Here is a 23,358-nt window from a genome sequence, read left to right as displayed (position 1 = left end):
GTCAACGCACATGAAGCAGCCACGCCCGTCCATCACCAATCTCCCGCTCTCGCCGGACGAAGAGCGCAAGCGGCGGATGATCAAGTACTCCGTCGCCATGGGAGTCCGTATCGTCTGTCTCGTCGTCGCGATCTTCCTCGGCTGGCCGTGGGCGGCCATCCCGCTGATCGGCGCGGTGTTCCTGCCGTACTTCGCGGTGGTCATCGCCAACGTCGGCGCGGAGCCGCATGAAGCGGAAGCACAGCGTCCGGGCAATATCCTTCCGATGGCGCCCCCGCCCGGAAGGCGCCGGGACGACACGGGCGAGCAGCCCGGCGACGAGCCGCACGGCAGCACGCACGGTGCGAACGCGCATGAGGAGGACGAGTGATCGGACTGGGTGATCCCGAGCCGCTCACCTGCTCGCGCGCCGGCTGCCGGGAGACCGCGTCGTGGCGGATCGAGTGGCGCAACCCGCGCATCCACACCGCCGACCGGGTCAAGGCGTGGCTGGCGTGCGGCGAGCACGTGGACTACCTGCGCGAGTTCCTCGCGGCGCGTCAGTTCCCGGTCGCCGTCCTGCCCGTCGGCGCTGAGCGGACGACAGCGTGAGCGCACCGGAGCAGAAGTCCGTCGGCTGGAGCTTCGCGATCTCCCGCCGCTGGTTCGGTTACCTGGCCTTCGCGATCGTGTTCGCCATCGCCTGCGGCTTCCTCTCCAACTGGCAGCTCGCGCGCAGCAAGGAGGCCGCGGCCGCCAACGCGCTGATCTCCGCCAACTTCTACTCGCACCCCGTCCCGCTCGACCAGGAGCTGCCGTCGCTCACCGCCTACTCCCCCTCGCAGGAGTGGACGCGCGTCACCGTGACCGGCACCTACGAGAAGGACAAGGAGATCCTGGCCCGCAACCGCCCGTTCAACGGCTCCCCCGGCTTCGAGGTCCTCACCCCACTGCGCACCGCCGACGGCTCGCTGTTCATCGTGGACCGCGGCTGGGTGCCCACCGGCAGCAACACGGACCAGCCCGACCACGTGCCGGCCGCACCCTCCGGAACCGTGACCGTCATCGCACGGCTGAAGGCCAGCGAGCCGGCCATCCAGGGCCGCACCGGCGTCGGGATGCAGGTCGGCACCATCCAGCTCTCGGTCGTCAAGCAGAAGCTCGGCGGCGCTGACGTCTACACCGGAGCGTATGGGCTGCTCGCCTCGCAGAAGCCGAGCCCCGCGAGCGCGCCGACGCCGACCGTCACCGATCCGCCGACGCAGGACGAGGGGCTGCACTGGTCGTACATGATCCAGTGGATCATCTTCGCGCTGATCGGCTTCTTCGGTCTCGGCTACGCGCTCCGCACCGAGTACCGCAAGCGCAACGAGCACGACCCGGCCGAGCAGGCCCGCGCCGCCGAGCGCGCCCGCCGCCGAGCGCTCCGACGCACCGACGCCGACGTCGAAGACGAACTCCTGGACACCCACTAGGCCCCGACATTCGGCACGAATCGCGGCTCCGAGCGCGTCAGAGTCGCGATTCGGCACGAACGTCGTGGGGCTACGCCAGCGAGATCAGGTCGAGGTAGTCGCGATTCCAGTGGTCCTCGACGCCGTCCGGGAGGATGAGCACCCGCTCCGGGTTCAGCGCCTCCACCGCGCCCTCGTCGTGGCTGACCAGCACGACAGCGCCCTCGTAGTGGGCGAGCGCGTCGAGGATCTCCTCGCGGCTGGCGGGGTCCAGGTTGTTGGTCGGCTCGTCCAGCAGCAGCACGTTCGCGCCGGACACCACGATCATCGCCAGTGCGAGCCGGGTCTTCTCGCCGCCGGAGAGCACGCCGGCCGGCTTGTGCGCGTCGTCGCCGGTGAACAGGAACGAGCCGAGCACCTTGCGCGCCTCGGTCTCGGTCAGGTTCGGTGACGACGACACCATGTTCTGCAGCACGGAGCGCTCGACGTCGATCGTCTCGTGCTCCTGCGCGTAGTAGCCGACGCGGAGGCCGTGGCCGGGCTCCACCATGCCGGTGTCGGGCTTGTCGACGCCGGCGAGCATCCGCAGCAGCGTGGTCTTGCCCGCACCGTTCAGCCCGAGGACGACGACCTTCGACCCGCGGTCGATCGCGATGTCGACGGCCGTGAAGATCTCCAGCGAACCGTAGCTCTTGGACAGGTCGGAGGCCGCGAGCGGCGTCCTGCCGCACGCCGCAGGGGTCGGGAAACGCAGTTTCGCAACCCGATCGACCTGGCGCACCTCGTCCAGGCCGGCGAGCAGCTTCTCGGCCCGGGCGACCATCTGGTGCGCGGCAGCGGCCTTGGTCGCCTTGGCGCCGAACTTCGCGGCCTGGAGCTGGAGCGCAGACGCCTTCTTCTCGGCGTTGGCGCGCTCCTTCTTGCGGCGCTCCTCGTCGGCGGCGCGCTGGCGCTGGTAGTTCTTCCAGCCCATGTTGTAGATGTCGATGACCTGGCGGTTCGCGTCCAGGTAGAAGACCCGGTTGACCGTCTCGCCGACCAGTTCCACATCGTGCGAGATCACGATGAAGCCGCCGGAGTAGTTCTTGAGGAAGTCGCGCAGCCACACGACGGAGTCGGCGTCGAGGTGGTTCGTCGGCTCGTCCAGGATCATCGTGCGCGCGTCCGAGAACAGGATGCGCGCCAGCTCGATGCGGCGGCGCTGGCCTCCGGAGAGGGTCTTCAGCGGCTGGTCGAGGATGCGGTCGGGCAGGTTCAGGTTGGAGGCGATGGAGGCCGCCTCCGCCTCGGCCGCGTAGCCGCCGTGCATGTGGAACTGCTCCTCCAGCCGGCCGTACTTCTTCATGGCCGCGGCGGAAACCTCTGCGTCGTCGCTCGCCATGTCGTGCGTGGCCTGCTGCATCCCGAGGACGATCGAGCCGAGGCCACGGGCATCGAGGATGCGCGTGCGCGCGAGGTCGTCCAGGTTGCCCGAACGCGGGTCCTGCGGCAGGTAGCCGAGCTCGCCCGAGCGGTCCACCTTGCCGGCCGTCGGCAGCAGGTCGCCGGCGAGCACCTTGGTCAGGGTGGTCTTGCCGGCGCCGTTGCGGCCGACGAGCCCGATCTTGTCGCCGTCGGCCACGCGGAAGCTGACGCCCTCCATCAGCAGGCGCGCACCAACACGCAACTCGAGATCGTGCACGGCAAGCACAGCAGTATTCCTTACGTTCAGAAACCAGCGATCCGTTCCTCACTTTCTGCCGCGACACGCCGGGGCGCAGCGGGAGAAAGCGAGGAACGGATTGCGGGAGAAAGTCAAATGGCGAAGCCGAGGGCGCGCATCATGTCGCGGCCGTCGTCGGTGATCCGCTCGGGGCCCCACGGCGGCATCCACACCCAGTTGATGCGGAAGGCTTCGACGATGCCGTCGAGGCTCTCGGCGGTCTGCTCCTCGAGCACGTCGGTCAGCGGGCAGCCGGCGCTCGTGAGCGTCATCGAGATGATGAGGGCGTTGTTCTCCTCATCCCAGGCCAGGTCGTAGATGAGGCCCAGGTCGACGACATTGATCCCGAGCTCCGGGTCCATGACGTTCTTGAGCGCCTCTTCGACCTGGTCGAAGAGGGCGGGGCTCAGCGTGGCGGGCATGATCGGATTCTACCTCCGGGCCGTCGCTCAGGCCTCGGCCAGCTCGGCCGCAGAGGCGGACGCGGACTCGGGGGCGTCGACGAAGCGGTCGTAGCCCTCCTCCTCCAGGCGGTCGGCGAGCTCCGGACCGCCCTCCTCGGCCACCCGGCCGGCGACGAACACGTGCACGAAGTCCGGCTTGATGTAGCGGAGGATACGCGTGTAGTGCGTGATCAGGAGGATGCCGAGACCGGTGTTGGCCTTGGCGCGGTTGACGCCCTCCGACACGACCTTGAGCGCGTCGACGTCGAGGCCGGAGTCGGTCTCGTCCAGCACCGCGAACTTCGGCTTGAGCAGTTCGAGCTGGAGGATCTCGTTGCGCTTCTTCTCGCCGCCCGAGAAGCCCTCGTTGACGTTGCGCTCGGCGAACGAGGAGTCCATGCGGAGCTGCCCCATCGTCTCGCGGACGTCCTTCACCCAGGTGCGGATGGCGGGCGCCTGGCCGTCGATCGCGGTCTTGGCGGTGCGGAGGAAGTTGGTGTTGGTCACGCCGGGGATCTCGACCGGGTACTGCATGGCGAGGAACAGGCCGGCGCGGGCGCGCTCGTCGACGGTCATCGCGAGGACGTCCTCGCCGTCGAGCGTGATGGTGCCCTGGGTGACCTTGTACTTCGGGTGACCGGCGATCGTGTAGGCGAGGGTGGACTTGCCCGAGCCGTTGGGGCCCATGATGGCGTGGATCTCACCCTCGCGGATGATCAGGTCGACGCCGTTGAGGATGGGCTTGGTGCCCTGGTCCGTCTCGACGGTGACGTGCAGGTCGCGGATCTCGAGGACTGACATGTGCTTACTGAATCTCTTTCGTGACGGTCGGGTCGATATAGACGTCTCCGTCGATGACCTCGACCTGGAAGACGGGAACCGGCTCGTAGGCCGGGAGGTTGAGCGGCTTGCCGGTGACGAGCGAGAACTGGGAGCCGTGCGCCCAGCACTCCAGCGTCTCGCCCTCGACGAAGCCCTCGGCGAGGGAGATCTCGCCGTGCGTGCAGGTGTCGCCGATGGCGTGGATGTCGCCGGCCGAGTCCTTGACGATCGCGATCGGAACGCCGTCGACGACCACGCGGGTCGCCTGGTTCTCGACCAGTTCGGCCGCGGCGGCGACGCGGGAGGCCGCCATCAGCCGGCCGCCGTGACGGACACCGCGAGCTCGGCCTCGATCGCGGCCTGCAGGCGCTCCTGGAGCGCCGGCGAACCGATCTGCTGGACGATCTCGAACAGGAAGCCGCGAACGACCAGGCGGCGCGCCTCGTCCTCCGGGATGCCGCGCGACTGCAGGTAGAAGAGCTGCTCGTCGTCGAAGCGTCCCGTCGCGCTGGCGTGGCCGGCGCCGACGATGTCGCCGGTCTCGATCTCGAGGTTCGGAACCGAGTCGGCGCGCGCGCCGTCGGTGAGCACGAGGTTGCGGTTCTGCTCGTAGGTGTCGGTGCCGACGGCCTTCGGGCCGATCAGCACATCGCCGATCCACACCGTTCGCGCGCCCTCGCCCTGCAGCGCGCCCTTGTAGGTGACGCGGCTGCGGGTCTCCGGGCCGTCGTGGTGGACGTAGACCTGCTGCTCGAGGTGCTGCGAGGCGTCGGCGAAGTAGGCGCCGAGCAGCTCGGCGTCGGCGCGTGCGCCGGCGAGGTGAGCCGACGGGTTCAGCCGTACGACGCCTCCGCCCAGGGTGACGACGACGTGCTTGATGTGCGCACCCTCGGCCAGTTCGGCGAAGTGGGCCGCGACGTGCAGGGCGTCGTCGTCCCACTCCTGCACCGAGACGACCGTGAGGTTCGCGTGGGCGCCGAGCAGGAACTCGACGTTCTCGGTCAGGTGCGCCGCTCCGCTGTTCTGCAGGATGAGTGTGGCGTGGGCGCCGGGGGCGACCTCCACGACGGTGTGCGCCGCACGGGCGGGGCCGCCGAGTGCCGCGCGCGTGAGGGTGGCCTCCTTCGGCTCGTCGCCCGAGATGGACACGAGCAGGGCCTGCTCGAAGTTCGTCCACGCGTTCGCCGAGGCGCGGTCCTCCGGGATGCCGGCGGCGCCGACGCGGGCGTCGTCACGGGCGATCCAGGAGGCGGTCACGCCGGGGGCGGGCGTCAGGTCGAAGACGTACGGCGAGCCGTCCAGCTCGCCCGAGATGAGCTCGGCGAGGCGGGCGACCGGGGTGTGCTTCCACATGACCTCGCGGCCGGTGACGTCCGGGAAGTCGGCGACCTGGGTGGAGGTGAACCGCTCGGAGCGGGTCTGGACCGGGACGGGCGCGCGCAGGTGGCGAGGAGCCGGCGCCGCTTCCTGGGTCTGCGTCGGTGTGCTGGGGGTCGTCATATCAGCCGACAGAGCCTTCCATGCCCATCTCGATGAGCTTGTTGAGTTCGAGTGCGTATTCCATCGGGAGCTCGCGAGCGATCGGCTCGATGAAGCCGCGGACGATCATCGCCATGGCCTCGTCCTCCGGGAGCCCCCGGGACATCAGGTAGAAGAGCTGCTCCTCGCTCACGCGGGAGACCGTAGCCTCGTGGCCGAGCTGCACGTCGTCCACCCGGATGTCGATCGACGGGTAGGTGTCGGACCGGGAGATGGAGTCGACCAGCAGCGCATCGCAGCGGACGGTGTTCGCGGCGTGGTGCGCGTTGGCGTCCACCCGGATCTCGCCGCGGTAGCCGGCACGGCCTCCGCCGCGGGCGATCGACTTGGAGACGATGGAGGACTGCGTGTACGGCGCCATGTGGATCATCTTGGCTCCGGCGTCCTGGTGCTGGCCCGGGCCCGCGAAGGCGACGGAGAGCGTCTCGCCCTTGGCGTGCTCGCCCATCAGGTAGATCGACGGGTACTTCATCGTCACCTTGGAGCCGATGTTGCCGTCGATCCACTCCATCGTCGCGCCCTCGGCGGCCGTGGCGCGCTTGGTGACGAGGTTGTAGACGTTGTTCGACCAGTTCTGGATGGTCGTGTAACGCACGCGGGCGTTCTTCTTCACGATGATCTCGACGACCGCGGAGTGCAGCGAGTCGGACTTGTAGATCGGGGCGGTGCAGCCCTCGATGTAGTGCACGTAGCTGTCCTCGTCGGCGATGATCAGCGTGCGCTCGAACTGGCCCATGTTCTCCGTGTTGATGCGGAAGTAGGCCTGGAGCGGGATCTCGACGTGGACGCCCTTGGGCACGTACACGAACGAGCCGCCCGACCAGACGGCCGTGTTGAGAGCGGCGAACTTGTTGTCCCCGGCCGGGATGACCGTGCCGAAGTACTCCTGGAAGATCTCCGGGTGCTCCCTGAGCGCGGTGTCGGTGTCGAGGAAGATGACGCCCTGCTGCTCCAGGTCCTCGCGGATCTGGTGGTAGACGACCTCGGACTCGTACTGCGCGGCGACGCCGGCGACGAGGCGCTGACGCTCGGCCTCGGGGATGCCGAGCTTCTCGTAGGTGTTGCGGATGTCCTCCGGCAGGTCCTCCCAGCTCTGGGCCTGCTTCTCGGTGGAGCGGACGAAGTACTTGATGTTGTCGAAGTCGATCTCCGACAGGTCGGCGCCCCAGGTCGGCATCGGCTTGCGCTCGAAGAGCTGGAGGGCCTTGAGGCGGCGCTGCAGCATCCAGTCCGGCTCGTTCTTGAGGTTGGAGATGTCTTTCACCACCTCGGGGCCGAGCCCGCGACGCGCGGAGGCGCCCGCGGCGTCGGAGTCCGCCCAGCCGAACTCGTACTGCCCGAGGCTCGCGAGTTCTGGCCGGTCGATCAGGATGTCTGACATATCTACCTCGTTTCCTACCACCTTCAACCGGATATCAGTCCGGCTCATTCCTCCCGCGGCGTGCGGCTGCCCGGCGCCGAGAGCGTCTTGATTGTGCGGGTGGCTTTGCTGCGTACGAACACAGTGCTTACCTAAAATGATCGAGGACATGGGCGACAGTGCCCCGGCCGCAAGCGAGGAAACGCCTCCGGGCACGCGCAGGGTCGCGCGTTTCTCGAACCCACCAATTCTACAGGTGCGAAGCGGTAATAGTAGAGGCGCGCCTGCACGTTGGCCGAGTATCGATCAGATCTGAAGGATCCAGGAACTTATGAAACGCATCATCGCGTGGCTGCCCGACCGTGTCGAGAAGCGCACCAGGGTCGTCGCCTGGCTCTACCTCGCGGCGCAGATCCTGCTCGTGACCACGGGCGGCGCCGTGCGGCTCACCTCCAGCGGGCTCGGCTGCCCGACGTGGCCGAAGTGCACCGCCGACTCCATCGTGAACACCCCGGAGATGGGGATCCACGGCGTGATCGAGTTCGGCAACCGGATGCTCGGCGGGGTGCTGGCGATCCTCGCGATCCTCGCGTTCCTGATGGTCGTCAAACTCCTCCGCTCGCGGCGCGACCTGTTCTGGCTCGCCTTCGCCGCAGGCCTCGGCGTGCCGTTCCAGGCCGTCCTCGGCGGGATCACGGTCCTCATCCGGCTCACCTGGTGGGTGGTCGGCCTGCACTTCATCACCTCCATCGTGCTGGTCGCGCTGACGACGGTGTTCCTCGTCCGGGTGTACGCCGTGCCCGGCCCCCGCGTTCGCGCCGTCCCGGGCTGGTACGCCGTCACCGCGTACATCACGAGCGTCGTCGTCGGAGTGACGATCGTCCTCGGCATCGTCACGACGGGCACCGGCCCGCACGCCGGCGACCCCAACACCCCGCGCACCGGCCTGAACCCCGAGATCATCGAGCACGTGCACGCCACGCCGGCGTACCTGACCTTCGCCCTGACGCTCGTCCTGGTGATCGGCGCATGGCGGATCACCGCGACGCCTGTGCACCGCTTGACGCTCCTCCTGCTCGGGGTGGAGCTCGTGCAGATCGCCGTGGGGCTCATCCAGTCCAACACCGGCCTGCCCGGGGTCCTCGTGGGCATCCACATGACCCTGGCCGCGACGCTGGCCTCGGTGATGACCGCCGTGCTCCTGTCGCTGAAGGCCACCGCGCCGCGCGACGCCGTCGCCGCCGGCTCAGCCGCGGACGTCGTCGCGGCGTAGCACGCCGGTCAGCGCCTCGCGCCGTTCGTCGTGGAAGTCCACGACGTGCGGCTGCGCACCGGCGAAGTCGAATCCGACCGCCTCGGCGAGCCGCCTGCTCGCCTCGTTGCCCGGCAGGTATTCCCAGTGCAGCCGGTCGAAGCCGAGACCGTCGGGCGAGAGGGCGAGGGCGCAGACCGCCGTCAGCGCCTCCGTCATCACACCCCTCCGGCGCGCGGAGGGCGCGAGCCAGCAGCCGAGGGAGGCCGCGCCGTCCGCCTCGTCGCGCCGGACCTCGACCGCGCCGACGAGCGGAGCCGTCTCGCCCTCCCGGACCGCCCACACCGTGAACCGGCCGCTGGCCAGCCCGTGCGGAACGTACGAGTGCACGAAGAACTCGGCGCTCTCGCGCGTGTACGGCTCAGGAAGTGGGATCCAGCGCGCGATCTCCGGATCCTGACAGGCGTCGAACACGGCGGGGACATCGGTCTCCCGCGGCGCGTCCAGCACGAGCCGCGCCGTCCTCAGCGCCTGCACGCTGAGAACCGTAGCAGCGCCGCCACGATTCGGCACGAATCGCGCGAAACGGCCGCCGATTCACCACATTCGGCACGAAGCGCATGGCGCACATTCGGCACGAATCACGTGAATGTGGCGCGCAATCACCGCATTCGGCACGAATCGCGCGTCAGAACCAGAGCAGCGGGTCGATCGCGACGGCGAGGAAGATCAGCGTCAGGTAGGCGATGGAGCCGTGGAACACGCGCATCGGCGAGACGTGCTCGTGTCGGATCGCGAGGTTGTAGAGGCGGTGCGACTCGTAGAGGAACCAGCCGCCGGCGCCCAGGGCGACCACCGTGTAGACGAGTCCCATGTGCGCCACCGGGATGAGCAGCAGCGAGCACGCGACCATCGCCCACGCGTAGAGGATGACCTGCAGGCCCACGACCGAGCGACCGCGGATGACCGCGAGCATCGGCACGCCGGCCTCCTTGTAGTCCTCGCGGTACTTCATCGACAGCGGCCAGTAGTGCGGCGGCGTCCAGAGGAAGATGATGCCGAACAGGATGACCGGCGGCCAGGCGAGCGACCCGGTGACGGCGGCCCAGCCGATCAGCACGGGCATGCAGCCTGCGATGCCGCCCCAGACGATGTTCTGCGCGGTCCGGCGCTTGAGGATCAACGTGTAGAAGACGACGTAGAGCAGGATGGCGGCGACGGACAGCGCCGCAGCGACCCAGTTCGTGAAGAAGCCGAGCACGAGCACCGACGCGATGCCGAGCGCCCACGCGAACACCAGCGCTTCGCGGTCGCTGAGCTCCCCGGTGACCAGCGGGCGCTTCTTGGTACGGCGCATCACGCGGTCGATGTCGCGGTCGATGTAGCAGTTGAACGCGCCGGCGGAGCCCGCCGACATGTAGCCGCCGACCACCGTGGCCAGCACCAGCCAGAGGTTCGGGATGCCGTGCGCGGCGAGGATCATCGTGGGAACGGTCGTGACCAGCAGCAGTTCGACCACACGCGGCTTGGTGAGGGCGAGGTACGCCTTCGCCTTGCGCGCGACACCGATGCGGCTCGCCGGTTCGACACGGCTCTCTACGGCGACGTCCATTGCTCCTCGGTATTAAGGGATCATGCGGCCCCGGGACGCCGGTCTCACGAAGTGTCCCGGCGACTGTGCGGATTGTTACAGACCGCGACAAGTCTACGACACGACCGCTGTTCCGCAGTCTTCCGCGGCGGTGCGCTGCGCGGTAGCGCACGGACCTGCAGGAACACCCCAGGTTTCGTGCGTGTTACCTATACTTGGAGATGCTCGCCAGCCGGGCCCCTTTCACTTGCCTCCGATTTGTAGGACTGTGACGGAGAACGGGGCCGGCGCCGATGACGTCCACGGCGCGCACTACCTCAACCGGTGCGGGTAACACGACGACCCTCACCACATCTAGGAAGGGTCAGTTTTCACGTGGCAGCTCTGCAGTGGGATCCCATTGACAACAAGGCAGTAGACACGGTCCGCGTCCTCGCGGCCGATGCGGTGGAGAAGGTGGGCAACGGGCATCCCGGCACGGCGATGAGCCTCGCCCCCGCCGCATACCTGCTGTTCCAGAAGGTGATGCGCCGCGACCCGCACGACGAGCACTGGCTCGGCCGCGACCGCTTCATCCTGTCCGCAGGCCACAGCTCGCTCACCCAGTACATCCAGCTCTACCTCGGCGGCTACGGCCTCGAGCTCGACGACCTCAAGGCGCTCCGCACCTGGGGCTCGCTCACCCCCGGCCACCCCGAGTACCGCCACACCAAGGGCGTCGAGATCACCACCGGACCGCTCGGCCAGGGCATCTCCTCGTCGGTCGGCTTCGCGTACGCCCAGCGCTTCGAGCGCGGCCTGTTCGACCCGGACGCCGCGCCGGGGACGAGCCCGTTCGACCACTTCGTCTACGTCATCGCGAGCGACGGCGACCTGGAGGAAGGCATCAGCTCCGAGGCCTCCAGCCTCGCCGGCCACCAGCAGCTCGGCAACCTGATCGCCATCTACGACGCCAACCAGATCTCGATCGAGGACGACACCAACATCGCCTTCACCGAGGACGTCAAGGCCCGCTACGAGGCGTACCACTGGCACGTCCAGGTGGTCGACTGGAAGAAGACCGGCGTCTACGAGGAGGACGTGCAGGAGCTGCACCAGGCCATCGTCAACGCCCAGCAGGTCACCGACAAGCCGTCGCTGATCGTTCTGAAGACCATCATCGGCTGGCCTTCGCCGAAGAAGCAGAACACCGGCAAGATCCACGGCTCCGCCCTCGGCGCCGACGAGCTGCGCGCCGTCAAGGAGGTGCTCGGCTTCGACCCCGACCAGACGTTCGAGGTCGCCGAGGACGTCATCGAGCACACCCGCAAGGCCGTGGATCGCGGCGCGGAGGAGCACGCCGAGTGGCAGAAGGGCTTCGACGCCTGGGCCGCCGCCAACCCGGAGCGCAAGGAGCTCCTCGACCGGCTGCTGTCGGGCGCCGTCCCCGAGGGCTTCGAGGACGCTCTCCCGGTCTTCGAGGCCGGCAAGGACGTCTCCACCCGTGCAGCCAGCGGCAAGGTCATCAACGCCATCGCGGGCGTCATGCCCGAGCTGTGGGGCGGCTCGGCCGACCTCGCCGAGTCGAACAACACCACCATCGAGGGCGCCGCGTCGTTCGTGCCCACCGAGCACTCGACCCACGAGTGGACCGGCAACCCGTACGGCCGCGTGCTGCACTTCGGCATCCGCGAGCACGCGATGGCCGCGATCCTCAACGGCATCGTGCTGCACGGTCCGACGCGCCCGTTCGGCGGCACGTTCCTGATCTTCAGCGACTACCAGCGCCCGGCGATTCGCCTGGCGGCGCTCATGCAGGTGCCGTCGATCTTCGTCTGGACGCACGACTCCGTCGCGCTCGGCGAGGACGGCCCGACGCACCAGCCGATCGAGCAGCTCTCGACGCTGCGCGCCATCCCGCACCTCGACGTCGTCCGCCCGGGCGACGCCAACGAGGTCGCCTACGCCTGGAAGACCATCCTGGAGCGCCGTGGCGGCCCCGCCGGCATCGCCCTGACCCGCCAGAACATCCCGGTGTTCGAGCGCGGCGACGGCGAGGCCACCGGCGACACGCTCGCCTCGGCGGCCAACGTCGCCAAGGGCGCGTACATCCTGGCCGAGGCCCCGGGCGGCACCCCCGACGTGCTGTTCATCGCCACCGGCTCCGAGGTGCAGATCGCGCTCGAGGCGCGCGAGGTGCTGCGCGGCGAGGGCATCAACGCCCGCGTCGTCTCCGCCCCCTGCCTCGAGTGGTTCCACGAGCAGGACGCCGCCTACCAGGAGAAGGTCCTCCCGGCCGGCCTGAAAGCCCGCGTCTCGATCGAGGCCGGCCTGGCCCTCGCCTGGGACAAGATCGTCGGCGACCACGGCCGCAGCGTCTCGATCGAGCACTTCGGCGCCTCGGCGGACTACAAGACGCTGTTCCGCGAGTTCGGCATGACCACCGAGCACGCCGTCGCCGCAGCCAAGGAATCGCTCGCGTCGCTCTGAGCGCGAGCACGGAAGAAGAGAAGAAGAAACCACGATGACCGACACCACTTCCACCACCTCCTCCCCCACGGCCGAGCTCTCCGCCGCCGGCGTCAGCATCTGGCTGGACGACCTGTCCCGTGAGCGCATCGCCACGGGCGGCCTCCAGAAGCTGATCGCCGAGCGCAACGTCGTCGGCGTGACCACCAACCCGACGATCTTCGCCGCGGCCCTCTCCAAGGGCGAGGCGTACGACGCCCAGGTGAAGGAGCTCGCCGCCGCCGGCACGAGCGTCGAGGACGCGATCTTCCAGATCACGACCGACGACGTCGCCGACGCCAGCGACATCTTCCACGACGTCTTCGAGGCCTCGAACGGCGTCGACGGCCGCGTCTCCATCGAGGTGGAGCCCGGCCTCGCGCACGACGCGCACGGCACCATCGAGCAGGCCAAGAAGCTCGCCGCCAAGGTCGACAAGCCCAACGTGCTCATCAAGATCCCGGCGACGGTCGAGGGCCTCGAGGCCATCACCGAGACCATCGCGGCCGGCATCAGCGTCAACGTCACGCTGATCTTCAGCCTCGAGCGTTACCGCCAGGTCATCGACGCCTACCTGACCGGCCTCGAGAAGGCGAAGGCCGCGGGCATCGACCTCGCCGGCATCCAGTCGGTCGCGTCGTTCTTCGTGTCCCGCGTGGACACCGAGGTCGACAAGCGCCTGACCGCCATCGGCACGGACGAGGCCCACGCGCTCAAGAGCAAGGCCGGCGTCGCCAACGCCCGCCTCGCCTACGAGCTGTACGAGCAGGAGTTCGCCACCGACCGCGCCAAGGCCCTCGTGGCCGCGGGCGCGAACGAGCAGCGCCCGCTCTGGGCCTCCACCGGCGTCAAGGACCCGAGCCTGCCCGACACCCTCTACGTCACCGAGCTGGTCGCGCCGAACACGGTCAACACCATGCCGGAGAAGACGCTGGAGGCGACCTTCGACCACGGCGAGATCACCGGTGACACCGTCACCGGCAACTACGCCGACGCGAAGGGCGTCCTGGACGCGCTGGCCGGACTCGGCATCGACTACGACGACGTGACCGCCACCCTCGAGCGCGAGGGCGTCGACAAGTTCAACGTCTCGTGGGGCGAGCTCGTCGAGACCGTCACCAACGCTCTGGAGGCGGCCAAGTGACCTTCCGCATCCACGTCACCGGCGCGGCGGCCCAGGCCGTCGCGTCGGTCGTGCCCCAGCTCGTCGCGGACCGGGTCGCGTCCGGCATCACGGCTCAGGACGCCGCCCTCTGGGGCCCGGCCGCGGAGCCGGAGGCCGCCAAGCGCCTCGGCTGGACCGAGGCCGTAGCGATCTCCCGCCCCCTGGTCGCCGAGATCGTCGCGCTGCGCGAGCAGCTCCACGCCAAGGGCGTCAACCACATCGTCCTCGGCGGTATGGGCGGCTCCTCGCTCGCACCGGAGGTCATCACGCGTACCGCGGAGGCCGAGCTCACGGTCCTCGACTCGACCGACCCCGGCCAGGTGCTGTCGGCCCTGCACGACCGCCTCCAGGCGACCGCAGTGGTCATCTCCTCCAAGTCGGGCTCGACGCTGGAGACCGACAGCCAGAAGCGCGTCTACGAGAAGTGGTTCCGCGACGCCGGAATCGACCCGGTGGAGCGCATCGTCGTGGTCACCGACCCGGGCTCGCCGCTCGACCAGTCGGCGCGCGAGGCGGGCTACCGCGTCTTCAACGCCGACCCCAACGTGGGTGGCCGCTACTCGGCGCTCACCGCCTTCGGGCTGGTCCCGTCCGGCCTGGCCGGCGTGGACATCTCCGAGCTGCTGGACGAGGCGGAGGCGACGCTCATCGAGCTGGCCGTCGACAACGACGCCAACCCGGGCCTCGTGCTCGGTGCGGCGATCGCCGGCAGCAACCCGCTCAAAGACAAGCTGGGCATCGTCGCCGACGGCACCCACATCGTCGGGTTCGCCGACTGGGCCGAACAGCTCATCGCGGAGTCCACGGGTAAGGAGGGCACCGGCCTGCTCCCCGTCGTCCTCGACACGCTCGCTCCCGAGCTGTCGTCGAAGCCAGCCGACCTCCAGGTCGTGCGGCTCGTCGCCAATGCGGAGGCGCACCACCTGTTCCCGGCGAACCGGCACGAGGGCGAGATCCTCGTCTCGGGCAGCCTGGGCGCCCAGCTCATCGTGTGGGAGTACGCCACCGCGGTCGCCGGCCGACTGCTCGGCATCAACCCGTTCGACCAGCCCGACGTGGAGGCCGCCAAGGTCGCCGCCCGCGCGCTGCTCGAGAACCGCCCGGAGCCCGCCGCACCCGCCTTCACCGCGGGCGGCGTCGAGGTGCGCACCACCGGCTCGTTCCTCGGCGACGCGTCGATGCTCGACGGCGCGGTGGACGCCCTCCTCGCGCAGCTCGGACCGGACGGCTACGTCTCGGTGCAGGCCTACGTCGACCGGCTGGCGCTGCCGCAGCTCGCGGGCATCCGCGACCTGCTCGCCGCCAAGGCGGGCCGCCCCGTCACCTTCGGGTGGGGTCCGCGCTTCCTGCACTCGACCGGACAGTTCCACAAGGGCGGCCCCGCCGTCGGCGTGTTCCTGCAGATCACCGCGGCTGCGCCGGAAGACCTGGAGATCCCCGACCGTCCGTTCACGTTCGGCCAGCTCATCCAGGCCCAGGCCGCCGGCGACGCGAGCGTGCTCGGCGAGCACGGCCGCCCGGTGCTGACCCTGACCCTCTCGAACCCCGAGGCCGACGTCGTCTCGCTGTTCGAGGCCGTCAACTAGAGGAGCCAGATGTCACCGGTGGAGATCACCCCGGAGTTCAATCCCCTGCGGTTGCCCTCCGACCGTCGCCTCAACCGCATCGCGGGGCCGAGCAGCCTCATCATCTTCGGCGTGACGGGCGACCTGTCGCGCAAGAAGCTGATGCCGGCCGTCTACGACCTTGCGAACCGCGGCCTCCTGCCGCCCGGCTTCTCGCTCGTCGGGTTCGCCCGGCGCGACTGGGAGGACCAGGACTTCGAGAAGGTCGTCTACGACGCGGTCAAGCAGTACGCGCGCACCCCGTTCGACGACGATGTGTGGAAGCAGCTCGCTCAGGGCATCCGTTTCGTCTCGGGCGAGTTCGACGACGCCGAGGCGTTCGCGCGGCTCAAGGAGACCGTCGAGAAGCTGGACATCGAGCGCGGCACGATGGGCAACCACGCGTTCTACCTGTCCATCCCGCCGAAGGCGTTCCCGCTCGTCACCGAGCAGCTCAAGAAGTCGGGGCTCGCCGACCAGTCGGGCGTCGGCTGGCGCCGCGTCGTCATCGAGAAGCCGTTCGGCAGCGACCTGAAGACCGCGCGCGAGCTCAACAAGGTCGTCGAGTCGGTGTTCCCGCCGGACTCGGTGTTCCGCATCGACCACTACCTCGGCAAGGAGACGGTCCAGAACATCCTGGCGCTGCGCTTCGCGAACGAGCTGTACGAGCCGATCTGGAACGCAAACTACGTCGACCACGTGCAGATCACGATGGCCGAGGACATCGGCGTGGGCGGCCGGGCCGGCTACTACGACGGCATCGGCGCGGCGCGCGACGTCATCCAGAACCACCTCCTGCAGCTCCTCGCCCTCACGGCGATGGAGGAGCCCATCTCCTTCGACGCCGCGGACCTCCGCGCCGAGAAGGAGAAGGTGCTCGCGGCCGTCCGCCTGCCCGAGGACCTTGCCAAATCGACCGCACGGGGTCAGTACTCCAGCGGCTGGCAGGGCGGCGAGAAGGTCGTCGGATTCCTGGACGAGGACGGCATGAACCCGCAGTCCACCACGGAGACGTACGCCGCGATCAAGCTGGAGATCGGCACCCGCCGCTGGGCCGGAGTCCCGTTCTACCTGCGGGCGGGCAAGCGCCTGGGCCGCCGGGTCACCGAGATCGCGGTCGTGTTCAAGCGCGCGCCGCAGCAGCTCTTCGCGGAGTCGCAGACCAGCGCGCTCGGCCAGAACGCGCTCGTCATCCGCGTGCAGCCCGACGAGGGCGTGACCATCCGCTTCGGCTCGAAGGTCCCCGGCGCCGGCATGCAGGTGCGCGATGTGAGCATGGACTTCGGCTACGGCCACGCGTTCACCGAGGCGAGCCCGGAGGCCTACGAGCGGCTCATCCTCGACGTCCTGCTGGGCGATCCGCCGCTGTTCCCGCGGCACGAAGAGGTCGAGCTGTCCTGGAAGATCCTCGACCCGATCGAGGGGTTCTGGGCCACGCAGGGCCAGCCCGAGCAGTACCGCCCCGGAACCTGGGGCCCGACTTCCGCCGACGAGCTCCTCGCCCGCGACGGCCGCGTCTGGAGGCGTCCATGATCGTCGATCTGCCCGACACCACGACGAGCAACATCTCGAAGGCGCTCGTCAAGATCCGCGAGGAGGGCGGCGCCGTCGCCCTCGGGCGCGTGCTGACGCTGGTCATCGCGACCCACCTCGGTCAGGAGGAGGAGGCCATCGAGGCCGCCAACGACGCCTCCCGCGAGCACCCGATGCGCGTCATCGTGGTCTCCACCGAGGAAGAGCGCAGCCACACGGACTCCGGTCGTCTGGACGCCCAGATCCGCGTGGGCGGCGACGCGGGCGCGAGCGAGGTCATCGTCCTCCGCGCCTACGGCGAGACCGCGAGCGACGAGGAGGGGCTGGTCACCGGCCTGCTGCTCCCCGACGCTCCCGTCGTCGTCTGGTGGCCGGGGATCGCGCCCGCGAAGGCGTCGCACTCCCCGCTCGGCCGGATCGCTACGATCCGCATCACCGACGCATCGGCCCAGCCGAACCCGCAGGAGGCGCTTTTCCACCTCGCCGACACGTACGCCCCGGGAGACACCGACTTCGCCTGGACGCGGCTCACGTTGTGGCGCGCACAGCTCGCCGCGGTGCTCGACCAGCCGCCGTACGAGCCGATCACCTCGGTGGAGGTCGCCGGTGCGGCCGACTCGCCCTCCACCCTCCTGCTCGCCGCGTGGCTGCGCCTGCAGCTCCAGGTGCCCGTGCAGTACGATCTCGCTTCGCGCGCGATCGGCTCCGGCGGCATCCACGGCGTCAAGATGGAGCGCGAGTCCGGCACCATCGAGCTCGAGCGCGAGGTCCCGAACGTGGCCCGTCTCTCGCAGCCGGGCCAGCCGACGCACGACCTGTCGCTGCCGCGCCGCAACCTCCGGGACTGTCTCGCCGAGGAACTGCGTAGGCTGGACCCGGACGACCTGTACGGCGAGGTCATCACGAAGGGTCTCGGGCTGCTCGAGGCCTCCGACGAAGGAGTGGGCGCGACAGCATGACGAACGAACGGCGGGTGCTCGTCCACCCCGATAAGGAAGCAGTCGCCGCGTCGGTGGCCGCCCGCTTCCTCACCAAGACGATCGACATCCTCGACGACCTGGGCGCGGCGAATGTCGCGCTGACGGGCGGCACGATGGGCATCGCGGTGCTGGAGGCCGTCAACGGCTCCCCGCGCGCGACACCATCGATTGGTCGAAGGTGCACTTCTGGTGGGGCGACGAGCGTTTCGTCGAGAAGTCGAGCGAGGAGCGCAACGAGCGCCAGGCGCGCGAGGCGCTCCTCGACCACCTCCCCGTCCCGCCGGAGAACATCCATCCGTTCCCGGCGTCGGACGAGATCCCGGACATCGATGAGGCTGCGCGCGTCTACGCCGCCGAGCTCGAGGCGTTCGCTCCGGAGGGCCAGACCTTTCCGAAGTTCGACATCACCTTCCTCGGCGTCGGCCCGGACGGCCACATCGCGTCGCTGTTCCCCGACCGCGCGGGCATCCGCGAGACGGAGGCCACGGTGATCGCTGAGCGCGAGTCGCCGAAGCCGCCGCCCCTGCGGCTCAGCCTCACCCGCCCGGTGCTCAACGCGTCGGACCGCATCTGGCTGGTGCTGTCGGGCAGCGACAAGGCGAGCGCGCTCGGCCTCGCCCTCGCGGGCGCGAGCTACACCGAGGTGCCGGTCGCCGGCGCCAAAGGCCGCAAGCGCACCGTGTTCTTCGTGGACAAGGACGCCGCGGTCGACGTTCCGGAAAACCTGATCGCCCCCAGCTACTGATCGCACAGGGGTCGCAACACGCCGTTAGCCACGTAGCGAAACGGCGTGTTGCGACCCCTCTGCGGTGGATGTGAAGAAGCCCCGCCGGTCATCGACCGGCGGGGCTTCTTCGTACGTGCTAGTTGCTCGTGGGCTTGCCGCGGCGGGCGCGGAGCTGGTTGAGGGCGTCGTCGAGCAGCTGCTCCGCCTCCTCCTCCGAACGGCGCTCCTTCACATAGGCCAGGTGCGTCTTGTAGGGCTCGGCCTTCGCGACCGACGGCGGGTTCTCCTTGTCGCGGCCGGCCGGGAGGCCGGTCGACGGCGAGTCGATCACATCGGGGATCTCCTCGTCGGGCAGGTTCGCCGCGAAATAGCGGACGGTCTCGTTGCCGAGGGCGTCCCAGTACGAGACGGCCACGCGCTCGGCGTGGAACCCCCGGTCCTGTTCGCCCATCGGGCCCGCGCCGACGCGCGAGCCGCGGATTGCGCTTCCTCCGGATGCCATGCTTCTCCTCTGGTGAAGGCGCGCCGGTCAGGCGCTGAATTTGGTGATGAGCCCGAGGACGACGATGCAGGTGATCCAGATGAGCCCGAGAATGACGGTGATCCTGTTGAGATTGCGCTCGGCGACGCCCGAGGCGCCCAGGTTGGAGGTGACGCCGCCGCCGAACATGTCGGAGAGGCCGCCTCCGCGTCCCTTGTGCAACAGGATGAGGAGGGTCAGCAGGAGGCTGGTGATCCCCAGCAATACCTGGAGGATGACCGTGAGAATCTGCACGCTTGACCTTTCGATGCGATAGGGCCGACGCCCGGCAAAACCAACGACCAGTATAACCGCGGATGGGCGCGGCAGCTCACCCGACGTCCGGGGAGCCGCCGCGCGCCCTCAGACTCCGACGTGCTTCTGGTAGCGGATGATGGCCGAGAACTCGGCCACGTCCAGGCTCGCGCCGCCGACGAGCGCGCCGTCGACGTTCGGCTCGCGCATGAAGCCGGCGATGTTGCCCGACTTCACCGAGCCGCCGTAGAGGATGCGGGACTTGGCCGCGACGTCCTCGCCGAGCAGCTCGACGATGACCGCGCGCAGCGCCGCGGCGACCTGCTCGGCCTGCTCCGGCGTCGCCGCCTGGCCGGACCCGATGGCCCACACCGGCTCGTACGCGACCACGAAGTCGGCCGCCGAGTCGACGGACGCCAGGGCAGCGCGGAGCTGCGCGACCGGGACGGCGCTCGCGCCGTGGACCTCCAGGTCCTCCGCCGTCTCGCCGACGCAGATGATCGGCGCGATGTTGTTCTTGATCGCCTGAGCGACCTTGGCCGCGACCTGCTCGTCCGTCTCGTTGTGCAGCGTGCGCCGCTCCGAGTGGCCGATGAGGACGTAGCGCGACTCGAGGGCGGCGAGGAACGACGCCGCGATCTCGCCGGTGTAGGCGCCCGAGTCGTGCTCGGAGACGTCCTGGCCGCCGAACGCGATCGGCAGCTTGTCCGCCGAGATCAGCGTCTGAACGCTGCGCAGGTCGGTGAACGGCGGGAAGACGGCGACCTCGACGGCCGAGTAGTCGTGCCCGGCGTCCTTGAGGGTCCACGCCAGCTTCTGGACGACCGCTATCGCCTGCAGGTGGTCGAGGTTCATCTTCCAGTTGCCCGCGATCAGCGGGACCCGCCGCGCGGACTCGTTCACTGCTGCCATCCCAGGACCTCCAGACCCGGCAGGTGCTTGCCCTCGAGGAATTCGAGGCTCGCGCCGCCACCCGTAGAAATGTGACCGAACTGATCGTCGGAGAAGCCGAGCGCCCGCACGGCCGCCGCGGAGTCGCCGCCGCCGACGACGCCGAGGCCGTCGACCTCGGTGAGCGCCTGCGCGATCGCCTTCGTGCCCGCCGCGAACGGCGCCAGCTCGAAGACGCCCATCGGGCCGTTCCAGAACACGGTGCGGGCGCCGCGGATGTACTCCGAGAACAGCTCGCCGGTCTCCGGGCCGACGTCGAGGCCGAGCCCGGAGGCGCCCCAGTCGGTGTCCTCGATCCCGTCGATCGGGCGCACCACGTGCTCCGCGTCGGCGCCGAACTTCGAGGCCACGACCACGTCGCGCGGCAGGACGATCTGGACGCCGAGCTCCTCGGCCTTCGCCAGGTAGCCCTTCACCGTGTCGAGCTGGTCGGCCTCCAGCAGGCTCGAGCCGACCTTGTGGCCGAGCGCTGCGAGGAAGGTGAACAGCATGCCGCCGCCGATGAGCAGCGAGTCCACCCGCGGGAGCAGGTGGCCGATGACCCCGAGCTTGTCGGACACCTTGGAGCCGCCGAGCACGACCGCGTACGGTCGCTCGGGGTTCTCGGTGAGGCGGTCGAGCACGTCGAGCTCGGCCGCGATGAGCGTGCCCGCAGCGCTCGGGAGCGCCTGGGCGAGCTCGTACACGCTGGCCTGCTTGCGGTGGACGACGCCGAAGCCGTCCGACACGAACGCGTCGCCGAAGGCGGCGAGCTTGGCGGCGAACGCCGCGCGCTCGGCCTCGTCCTTGGCGGTCTCCCCCGGGTTGAACCGGAGGTTCTCCAGCAAGGCCACGTCGCCGTCCTTCAGGGCGGCGACCGCGGACTCGGCGCCCGCGCCGACCGTGTCCTGCGCGAAGGTCACCGGCTTGCCGAGCAGCTCCGAGAGCCGCTGGGCCACCGGCGCCAGGCTGTACTTCGAGTCGGGCGCGCCCTCCGGGCGGCCCAGGTGGGAGATCACGACCACCTTGGCACCCTGATTGATCAGGGCGTCCAGGGTGGGAATCGACGCTCGCACGCGACCGTCGTCCGTGATCTTCCCGTCCTGGAGGGGGACGTTCAGATCACAGCGGACGACGACGCGTTTTCCCGCGAGCGAACCGAGTGAGTCGAGGGTGCGGAGCGTCACGTCGGTTCCCGGCCCTTACAGACGCTCGGCGACGTACTCGGTCAGGTCGACCAGACGGTTGGAGTAGCCCCACTCGTTGTCGTACCAGCTCGAGAGCTTGACCTGGTCGCCGAGGACGCGCAGCAGACCGGAGTCGAAGATCGACGAGTGCGGGTCGGACACGATGTCGGAGGAGACGATCTCGTCCTCGGTGTACTTGAGGATGCCCTTGAGCGGACCCTCGGCGGCCTTCTTGTATGCGGCCTTGACCTCGTCGATGGTGACGGGGCGCGAGGCGGTGACGGTCAGGTCGGTGATCGAGCCGGTGGGGACCGGGACGCGCAGCGCGAAGCCGTCGAGCTTGCCCTTGAGCTCCGGGAGGACCAGGCCGATGGCCTTGGCGGCTCCGGTGGAGGTCGGGACGATGTTGATCGCGGCGGCGCGGGCACGGCGGAGGTCGCTGTGCGGGCCGTCCTGCAGGTTCTGGTCGGCGGTGTAGGCGTGCACCGTGGTCATCAGACCGCGCTCGATGCCGAACTCGTCGTTGAAGACCTTGGCCAGCGGCGCGAGGCAGTTGGTGGTGCACGACGCGTTGGAGATGATGTTGTGCGTCTCCGGGTCGTACAGGTGCTCGTTCACGCCCATGACGAACGTGGCGTCCTCGTCGGTGGCCGGAGCGGAGATGATGACCTTCTTGGCGCCGGCCTCGATGTGCTTCTTGGCGTCGGCGGCCTTGGTGAAGCGGCCGGTCGACTCGATGACGATGTCGACGCCCAGCTCGCCCCACGGGAGGTTGGCGGGGTCGCGCTCCTCGAGGACCTTGATCGGCTTGCCGTTGACGACGATGCTGTCGCCCTCGAGCTCCACCGTGGCGTCCAGGCGGCCCGTGATGGAGTCGTACTTGAGCAGGTGCGCGAGCGTCTTGTTGTCGGTGAGGTCGTTCACCGCGACGATCTCGAGGTCGCTGCCCTTGGCGAGGGCCGCGCGCAGGTAGTTGCGACCAATGCGACCGAACCCGTTGATTCCGATCTTTACGGACACAGATGTCTCCCGTTGCTTGATGGTGGCGCCGGACGGCGCCGTGTGGGTGTTGTGGCGGACGGCGGCGTCCCGGGAGGGCTCCCTCCCGGGACGCCGACCCGCTACGACAGTAGCAGCAGACCCGCGGTCTTCTCGCGGGCCTTCACGAAGCGGTCGTTCACGTCCGCCCAGTTGGTGATGTTCCAGAATGCCTTGACGTAATCCGCCTTGACATTCACGTAGTCGAGGTAGAACGCGTGCTCCCACATGTCGAGCATGAGCAGCGGGATGGTCGCCGCCGCGAGGTTGCCCTGGTGGTCGTAGAGCTGCTCGATGATGAGCTTCTGGCCCAGCGAGTCCCACGCGAGGATCGACCAGCCGGAGCCCTGGATGCCGAGCGCCGAGGCGGTGAAGTGGGCGCGGAACTTGTCGAACGAGCCGAAGAACTCGTCGATCGCCGCAGCAAGCTCACCGGTCGGCTTGTCGCCGCCCTCCGGGGACAGGTTGTTCCAGAAGACCGTGTGGTTGACGTGGCCGGCGAGGTTGAACGCCAGGTCCTTCTGCAGCTTGTTGACGTACGTCAGGTCGTCGGCGTCGCGCGCCTCGGCCAGCTTGGCGATGGCGGTGTTGGCGCCGTCGACGTAGGTCTTGTGGTGCTTGTCGTGGTGCAGCTCCATGATCCGGCCGCTGATGTTCGGCTCCAGGGCCGCGTAGTCGTACGGAAGGTCAGGCAGCGTGTAGTCAGCCATTACTCATCTCCACAGTTGTTCTTCTTCGATTCCCGATTCGGGCGACATGTTCAGTCTAGTGACGGCAACCCGGCCGGCCT

24 protein-coding genes are annotated in these 23,358 nt (G+C 69.0%); 10 read left to right on the top strand and 14 right to left on the bottom strand.

What is annotated here, in order from left to right; genetic code table 11:
• Positions 1–10: 10 nt before the first annotated feature.
• The 3 genes from ACR5MH_RS03400 to ACR5MH_RS03390 are packed head-to-tail and all read left to right on the top strand — an operon-like array spanning position 11 to position 1,454.
• Positions 11–370, top strand: coding sequence for a DUF3099 domain-containing protein (locus ACR5MH_RS03400; protein WP_431345968.1), 360 nt, complete (start codon positions 11–13; stop codon positions 368–370).
• Positions 367–591 (top strand): hypothetical protein, encoded by a 225-nt coding sequence (locus tag ACR5MH_RS03395; RefSeq protein ID WP_431345967.1) that lies wholly within the window; start codon positions 367–369, stop codon positions 589–591. The genes ACR5MH_RS03400 and ACR5MH_RS03395 overlap by 4 nt, the downstream gene beginning before the upstream one ends.
• The gene (locus ACR5MH_RS03390) at positions 588–1,454 is read left to right on the top strand and encodes an SURF1 family cytochrome oxidase biogenesis protein (protein WP_431345966.1); all 867 of its coding nucleotides are present in this window, start codon (positions 588–590) and stop codon (positions 1,452–1,454) included. The genes ACR5MH_RS03395 and ACR5MH_RS03390 overlap by 4 nt, the downstream gene beginning before the upstream one ends.
• Before the next feature lie 70 nt (positions 1,455–1,524).
• Here ACR5MH_RS03390 and ACR5MH_RS03385 read toward each other — a convergent pair whose 3' ends face one another.
• The 6 genes from ACR5MH_RS03385 to sufB form a co-directional block, all read right to left on the bottom strand.
• Positions 1,525–3,075, bottom strand: coding sequence for an ABC-F family ATP-binding cassette domain-containing protein (locus ACR5MH_RS03385; RefSeq protein ID WP_433862598.1), 1,551 nt, complete (start codon positions 3,073–3,075; stop codon positions 1,525–1,527).
• Positions 3,076–3,227: 152 nt separating this feature from the next.
• Complete coding sequence (locus ACR5MH_RS03380) at positions 3,228–3,557, bottom strand: metal-sulfur cluster assembly factor (protein ID WP_179605846.1); 330 nt, start codon at positions 3,555–3,557, stop codon at positions 3,228–3,230.
• A 27-nt stretch (positions 3,558–3,584) separates the two neighbouring features.
• Positions 3,585–4,379, bottom strand: coding sequence for a Fe-S cluster assembly ATPase SufC (gene sufC / locus ACR5MH_RS03375; RefSeq protein WP_431345964.1), 795 nt, complete (start codon positions 4,377–4,379; stop codon positions 3,585–3,587).
• Between the two features lie 4 nt (positions 4,380–4,383).
• Complete coding sequence (locus ACR5MH_RS03370) at positions 4,384–4,713, bottom strand: non-heme iron oxygenase ferredoxin subunit (protein ID WP_431345963.1); 330 nt, start codon at positions 4,711–4,713, stop codon at positions 4,384–4,386.
• A complete protein-coding gene (gene sufD / locus ACR5MH_RS03365) occupies positions 4,713–5,900 on the bottom strand; it encodes a Fe-S cluster assembly protein SufD (RefSeq protein WP_433862279.1) in 1,188 nt (395 codons plus the stop codon). Before sufD ends, ACR5MH_RS03370 begins: the two co-directional genes overlap by 1 nt.
• 1 nt (position 5,901) lies before the next feature.
• A complete protein-coding gene (gene sufB, locus ACR5MH_RS03360; protein WP_431345961.1) occupies positions 5,902–7,320 on the bottom strand; it encodes a Fe-S cluster assembly protein SufB in 1,419 nt (472 codons plus the stop codon).
• A gap of 310 nt (positions 7,321–7,630) precedes the next feature.
• Between sufB and ACR5MH_RS03355 the strand changes: the two genes are divergently transcribed.
• Positions 7,631–8,572 (top strand): COX15/CtaA family protein, encoded by a 942-nt coding sequence (locus ACR5MH_RS03355; RefSeq protein WP_431345960.1) that lies wholly within the window; start codon positions 7,631–7,633, stop codon positions 8,570–8,572.
• Here ACR5MH_RS03355 and ACR5MH_RS03350 read toward each other — a convergent pair.
• Both ACR5MH_RS03350 and ACR5MH_RS03345 read right to left on the bottom strand, forming a co-directional pair.
• Positions 8,546–9,088 carry a GNAT family N-acetyltransferase gene (locus ACR5MH_RS03350; RefSeq protein ID WP_431345959.1) on the bottom strand — a complete coding sequence of 181 codons (543 nt, stop codon included), beginning with the start codon at positions 9,086–9,088 and terminating at the stop codon, positions 8,546–8,548. The genes ACR5MH_RS03355 and ACR5MH_RS03350 overlap by 27 nt on opposite strands.
• A gap of 151 nt (positions 9,089–9,239) precedes the next feature.
• Entirely contained in the window at positions 9,240–10,163 is a 924-nt protein-coding gene (locus ACR5MH_RS03345; RefSeq protein WP_431345958.1) for a heme o synthase, read from the bottom strand.
• Positions 10,164–10,517: 354 nt separating this feature from the next.
• Between ACR5MH_RS03345 and tkt the strand changes: the two genes are divergently transcribed.
• The 6 genes from tkt to pgl all read left to right on the top strand — a co-directional run bounded on the left by tkt (position 10,518) and on the right by pgl (position 18,656).
• Positions 10,518–12,611: a transketolase gene (tkt, locus tag ACR5MH_RS03340; protein ID WP_433862278.1), complete on the top strand. Its 2,094-nt coding sequence runs from the start codon at positions 10,518–10,520 to the stop codon at positions 12,609–12,611.
• Positions 12,612–12,645: 34 nt separating this feature from the next.
• Positions 12,646–13,773, top strand: a complete 1,128-nt coding sequence (tal, locus tag ACR5MH_RS03335) for a transaldolase (protein ID WP_431345957.1) — start codon at positions 12,646–12,648, stop codon at positions 13,771–13,773.
• Positions 13,770–15,380, top strand: coding sequence for a glucose-6-phosphate isomerase (locus ACR5MH_RS03330; protein ID WP_431345956.1), 1,611 nt, complete (start codon positions 13,770–13,772; stop codon positions 15,378–15,380). The genes tal and ACR5MH_RS03330 overlap by 4 nt, the downstream gene beginning before the upstream one ends.
• A 9-nt stretch (positions 15,381–15,389) precedes the next feature.
• Positions 15,390–16,931, top strand: a complete 1,542-nt coding sequence (gene zwf / locus ACR5MH_RS03325) for a glucose-6-phosphate dehydrogenase (protein WP_431345955.1) — start codon at positions 15,390–15,392, stop codon at positions 16,929–16,931.
• Entirely contained in the window at positions 16,928–17,890 is a 963-nt protein-coding gene (locus tag ACR5MH_RS03320) for a glucose-6-phosphate dehydrogenase assembly protein OpcA (RefSeq protein ID WP_433862277.1), read from the top strand. The genes zwf and ACR5MH_RS03320 overlap by 4 nt, the downstream gene beginning before the upstream one ends.
• Positions 17,891–18,089: 199 nt before the next feature.
• Entirely contained in the window at positions 18,090–18,656 is a 567-nt protein-coding gene (gene pgl / locus ACR5MH_RS03315; RefSeq protein WP_433862276.1) for a 6-phosphogluconolactonase, read from the top strand.
• Positions 18,657–18,774: 118 nt separating this feature from the next.
• Here the strand turns inward: pgl and ACR5MH_RS03310 are convergent, their stop codons facing one another.
• The 6 genes from ACR5MH_RS03310 to ACR5MH_RS03285 form a co-directional block, all read right to left on the bottom strand.
• Positions 18,775–19,140 (bottom strand): RNA polymerase-binding protein RbpA, encoded by a 366-nt coding sequence (locus tag ACR5MH_RS03310; RefSeq protein ID WP_431345953.1) that lies wholly within the window; start codon positions 19,138–19,140, stop codon positions 18,775–18,777.
• Positions 19,141–19,167: 27 nt separating this feature from the next.
• Positions 19,168–19,413, bottom strand: a complete 246-nt coding sequence (secG, locus tag ACR5MH_RS03305) for a preprotein translocase subunit SecG (protein ID WP_179605831.1) — start codon at positions 19,411–19,413, stop codon at positions 19,168–19,170.
• A 108-nt stretch (positions 19,414–19,521) separates the two neighbouring features.
• Positions 19,522–20,325, bottom strand: coding sequence for a triose-phosphate isomerase (tpiA, locus tag ACR5MH_RS03300; protein ID WP_431345952.1), 804 nt, complete (start codon positions 20,323–20,325; stop codon positions 19,522–19,524).
• Positions 20,313–21,530 (bottom strand): phosphoglycerate kinase, encoded by a 1,218-nt coding sequence (locus tag ACR5MH_RS03295; protein WP_431345951.1) that lies wholly within the window; start codon positions 21,528–21,530, stop codon positions 20,313–20,315. Before ACR5MH_RS03295 ends, tpiA begins: the two co-directional genes overlap by 13 nt.
• Before the next feature lie 15 nt (positions 21,531–21,545).
• Positions 21,546–22,550: a type I glyceraldehyde-3-phosphate dehydrogenase gene (gene gap, locus ACR5MH_RS03290; RefSeq protein WP_431345950.1), complete on the bottom strand. Its 1,005-nt coding sequence runs from the start codon at positions 22,548–22,550 to the stop codon at positions 21,546–21,548.
• 101 nt (positions 22,551–22,651) lie between these two features.
• On the bottom strand, positions 22,652–23,278 hold the full coding sequence (locus tag ACR5MH_RS03285; RefSeq protein ID WP_431345949.1) for a superoxide dismutase: 627 nt from the start codon (positions 23,276–23,278) through the stop codon (positions 22,652–22,654).
• Between the last annotated feature and the right edge of the window lie 80 nt (positions 23,279–23,358).

Origin of the sequence: Streptomyces sp. L7 (genome assembly GCF_050990935.1) — a bacterium.
Lineage (GTDB): Bacteria > Actinomycetota > Actinomycetes > Actinomycetales > Microbacteriaceae > Leifsonia.
The sequence above is the reverse complement of the archived record's forward strand: the minus strand, read 5'-3'. Positions and strand labels throughout refer to the sequence as shown.

Excerpts from the sequence above, each read along its gene's own strand:
- ACR5MH_RS03310 (WP_431345953.1), bottom strand. The coding sequence starts at position 19,140 with ATGGCATCCGGAGGAAGCGCAATCCGCGGCTCGCGCGTCGGCGCGGGC.
- tal (WP_431345957.1), top strand. The coding sequence starts at position 12,646 with ATGACCGACACCACTTCCACCACCTCCTCCCCCACGGCCGAGCTCTCC.
- ACR5MH_RS03345 (WP_431345958.1), bottom strand. The coding sequence starts at position 10,163 with ATGGACGTCGCCGTAGAGAGCCGTGTCGAACCGGCGAGCCGCATCGGT.
- tpiA (WP_431345952.1), bottom strand. The coding sequence starts at position 20,325 with ATGGCAGCAGTGAACGAGTCCGCGCGGCGGGTCCCGCTGATCGCGGGC.
- ACR5MH_RS03400 (WP_431345968.1), top strand. The coding sequence starts at position 11 with ATGAAGCAGCCACGCCCGTCCATCACCAATCTCCCGCTCTCGCCGGAC.
- sufD (WP_433862279.1), bottom strand. The coding sequence starts at position 5,900 with ATGACGACCCCCAGCACACCGACGCAGACCCAGGAAGCGGCGCCGGCT.
- sufC (WP_431345964.1), bottom strand. The coding sequence starts at position 4,379 with ATGTCAGTCCTCGAGATCCGCGACCTGCACGTCACCGTCGAGACGGAC.
- sufB (WP_431345961.1), bottom strand. The coding sequence starts at position 7,320 with ATGTCAGACATCCTGATCGACCGGCCAGAACTCGCGAGCCTCGGGCAG.
- ACR5MH_RS03355 (WP_431345960.1), top strand. The coding sequence starts at position 7,631 with ATGAAACGCATCATCGCGTGGCTGCCCGACCGTGTCGAGAAGCGCACC.
- zwf (WP_431345955.1), top strand. The coding sequence starts at position 15,390 with ATGTCACCGGTGGAGATCACCCCGGAGTTCAATCCCCTGCGGTTGCCC.
- ACR5MH_RS03285 (WP_431345949.1), bottom strand. The coding sequence starts at position 23,278 with ATGGCTGACTACACGCTGCCTGACCTTCCGTACGACTACGCGGCCCTG.
- ACR5MH_RS03370 (WP_431345963.1), bottom strand. The coding sequence starts at position 4,713 with ATGGCGGCCTCCCGCGTCGCCGCCGCGGCCGAACTGGTCGAGAACCAG.
- ACR5MH_RS03380 (WP_179605846.1), bottom strand. The coding sequence starts at position 3,557 with ATGCCCGCCACGCTGAGCCCCGCCCTCTTCGACCAGGTCGAAGAGGCG.
- ACR5MH_RS03320 (WP_433862277.1), top strand. The coding sequence starts at position 16,928 with ATGATCGTCGATCTGCCCGACACCACGACGAGCAACATCTCGAAGGCG.
- ACR5MH_RS03385 (WP_433862598.1), bottom strand. The coding sequence starts at position 3,075 with ATGGAGGGCGTCAGCTTCCGCGTGGCCGACGGCGACAAGATCGGGCTC.